This window comes from Coleofasciculaceae cyanobacterium (assembly GCA_036703275.1).
GTDB lineage: Bacteria > Cyanobacteriota > Cyanobacteriia > Cyanobacteriales > Xenococcaceae > Waterburya.
In genome coordinates, this window is record DATNPK010000050.1 from 1 (window position 1) to 3,369 (window position 3,369).

Sequence of the window (3,369 nt, forward strand, 5' to 3'; positions counted from 1 at the left end):
ATCTCGATCGAGAAGAAAGAACTGTCAGTAAATATAAAATGCAAAAGATTGAGCGCGAGACACGGCGAATTTAGTTCGCCATGTGTAATCGCGCTGTTGAGAGAAAGCATCTGACTTTGAGGAATAGAATTAAAAGATTACAGAGTAAAAACAATCTGCTTTTCTAAGCTTACTTAGATGCACGATCTAGTGATTGGTTTGTATATTAATAAGTATGAGTTTGGCAGAGATATTTGATTAATTCAACATCTTTGCTACACTACCTAATGACTTAGCCTTCTTGCTAATCTTTGGCTCTGGAAACTGATAATTGTTGACTAATCTATGTTGTGTACTGTAGGGAATTTTGAACCCCGTAAGAATCTCGATATCTTTTTCTGCATTGACAAATGATTTGTTTGCCACAAGTAACAAACAGCATTTTTCTAGGTGAGGACTAATTCTTGTTGCTTTTTTCAGCTTCAATTTCACTGCTTGCTTACTTGAAATATTTATTTGACCAATACAAGTTTTTATTTTTCTCTCTCTTCCTGCTTTGCTCCCCCCTGCTGAATCATAAAAAAATTGCCAATTTCAGGAGCTACTGTTTCTAATAAATGCTTTCTTACGCTCAATTCTATAGTCTCAAACGTCTTCAATTCATCTAATAACGTATCTTGATAAAGTATTTTGGCTATTTCTCTTAGCTTTTCTTTAACTACTAATTTTTCCTCTGGTGTCATCTTTGTTTTATCAAAGTTATTTGATCTCTGTTTTTCCTTTGACACTATTTTACATTAAGCATTTTTACTCACTACAAAAGTGGGATGCTCCCGCTATATTCAATAGTATTTTTCCAGGATGTAGTTTATGAATTACTTCGTTTTTCAGCTCACAAACTGCCTGATTACATCAAAGGTATGAGGGCTGTTTCTCTTATCCAGTCTTCTTTCTAGTTTACTTGTCGCCCCCAGAAATTGGTTCGATCATTTTTGATAAATTAACTTGTTTATTTATTAGACTTTTTCTTTGAGTAAATATTTCATTTCCTGGGGAAGACAAATGTTTTTGAGGCTACAAGCCTAACACTTTTCGCAATTTACTTGTTCACCAGTACTTTCGGGTAGATCTTAAAATCGTCTGGCAAATAATAGAGCAAAAAATACCAATTCTTAAAAAACAAATCAATTCAATCCTGCAAATCTAGAAAAATAACTATGCTTCTCCTAGATTTTTGCTATCTTTCCTCAGTTTTGGCGACACAACCAATATTCGCAATACCCGCCTAAATTACTTTATCTTCTAAGAAATATATATTGTCCTGCTTATTATATGCGACACAACCGTTTTTTGTTGCTTCATGAGAGATTTCAATGTCTGTACTGATTCAGCGATCGCTATTTTTGTACTATATGCGGGCATAGCCCTTTGTGACATTAGCTTTTTTTTTAACATCTACACCAAGTCTCCAGTGACTTTTGGGAATTGGTATTACTCAGCAGACTCCATATCAAACGTAAAAGTTAATAAATTTCCTTTTCCGAAGCCAATGAGATCGCCCGAATTTAATTTATACCAATTTCCAGGTAACAGGGGATATTTATTTAAATAAGTACCATTAGAGCTACCTAGATCCTGAATATAGTATTTATCTCGCTCAATACGAATATTAGCCTGTCTTTTGGAGACAACTCCCGAATGGCGAAATTGAGACAAATCTATATCTGGAATTAAAGAGTTGATGGGTTTACCAAGATGAATCAAAATCTGAGTGTTTGGTATTTCAATTGTTTCATTCGTTTGAACATGAATTAATTGAACGCCGTGTAATTGTAAAATTGTGGGGAATTTGGAAGAAAATTCGTATTCAGGTAAGGAGACTGGAGTTGCGATTGATGGAGTTTGAACTGTAGTTGGTTTTTCTGGTTTGGAAGCAACTTCTTCTGGTTCTGGTCTGGGTTTTTCTGGTTTGGGAAGTAAAAGCAAATTAAATAATACCAACGTCATTAAAGAAAAGCAGCTAGTCCCCCAAAAGACACCTGGCATACCCCATAAACTAAAGAATATCCCTCCTATTAAAGGACCTACTGCTTGACCTAATGATTGCACGCTAGCATTGACTGCCATAAATGCAGCTCGCCGATTATCTGCGGCCAATCCTGCTAATATTGCTTGGCTAGAAGGTAGGGCTAAAGCTTGACCGACACCAAACAAAACACTAGGAACGATTAATAGCCAGGCATTTTGAACCAGAGGAACAATCCCGATTGCGATCGCCATAATTACAAAAGCTGCCTTAATCAGAGTAATTTCTGATATGCGCTCGGCTAATCTTCCTAACTGGGAAGCAACGATTGCTAGGGACAATGACATACTAGCCAAAATCACACCATTAAGGATTCCAGAAGCACCAAACTTAACTCCTGCCAAAATAGGTAGATAAGTAATAAACGCTCCAAATTGAATTACAAATAAAGAACCTACTGCTAACAATAGTCCCAATACCGCAGGATTATTGACACTTTGTAACGTAGCTTTTAAATAAACTTTAAGGTCTTCATCTGGAGCATTGCTAGGCTTTTGGGGAAGCTTGAGTACAATCAAAACTAACATTATTAGAGGAAAAGCAGCCACCGAGACCAAAAACGGATAACGCCAGCTCAATCCTCCCAAAAGTCCACCCATCAAGGGATAAACTGCCGAACTCATGCCAATCACGCTGGCATTCAAAGACATAGCCTGACCTAAAGCTCTGCCACGATAGAGCATGGCAATCATGGTAAGTGCCAAAGAATCTAAACTAGCTGCCCCCAAACCCTGCAAAAATCGCCATCCGAGCAGGGTTTGAAAATCATGAGCAAAAGAACTACAACCTCCAGCAATACCAAATAATAATAAAGATGGAATTAACACCTTTTTAATACCAATGCGATCGGCGAGTAAGCCCAAAATGGGAGTGGCAATGCCCACGGGAATAAAAAACATGGTCATTACTAATTCGATCTCTTTGGGAGATACATCAAAAACGCCAGTTAAATCCGAGAGTATAGGTGCAATGGTTTGTCCACCCATAATCGCGGTCAGAGTTACACCAATAATGATATAAAGTTGGCGATCGCGAGCAGGATTTTTCTTGCTTGTAAAGTCAGGTTGCATATTAAGTAAACTTTTTACATGAATCAGATAATAGTTAATAGAGAAAAGTTTTCGCAGCTTAAGCAGTTCCTAGGTAAGTATTCAGGTATCAAAAAGGGTAGTGTTGTAAATCTGTTGAATCTATACTTAGATATCTATGCCAAATTCATATCTATTTATGAACAAACCGATCACAAGATCGTGCATTTCTTCCGATTTAGAAAAACAGATGGTTTTTCTGGCTAAACGTTTGAT

4 protein-coding genes are annotated in these 3,369 nt (G+C 37.0%); all 4 read right to left on the bottom strand.

Annotated features, from left to right (window positions below):
* Positions 1-237: 237 nt before the first annotated feature.
* Positions 238-471: a hypothetical protein gene (locus V6C71_09135; GenBank protein HEY9768648.1), complete on the bottom strand. Its 234-nt coding sequence runs from the start codon at positions 469-471 to the stop codon at positions 238-240.
* A gap of 41 nt (positions 472-512) precedes the next feature.
* Entirely contained in the window at positions 513-767 is a 255-nt protein-coding gene (locus V6C71_09140; GenBank protein HEY9768649.1) for a hypothetical protein, read from the bottom strand.
* 703 nt (positions 768-1,470) lie between these two features.
* The gene (locus V6C71_09145) at positions 1,471-3,135 is read right to left on the bottom strand and encodes an MFS transporter (GenBank protein HEY9768650.1); all 1,665 of its coding nucleotides are present in this window, start codon (positions 3,133-3,135) and stop codon (positions 1,471-1,473) included.
* A gap of 126 nt (positions 3,136-3,261) precedes the next feature.
* Positions 3,262-3,369, bottom strand: a 108-nt coding sequence (locus V6C71_09150) for an IS1 family transposase (protein ID HEY9768651.1), incomplete at its 5' end; no start/stop codon positions are given.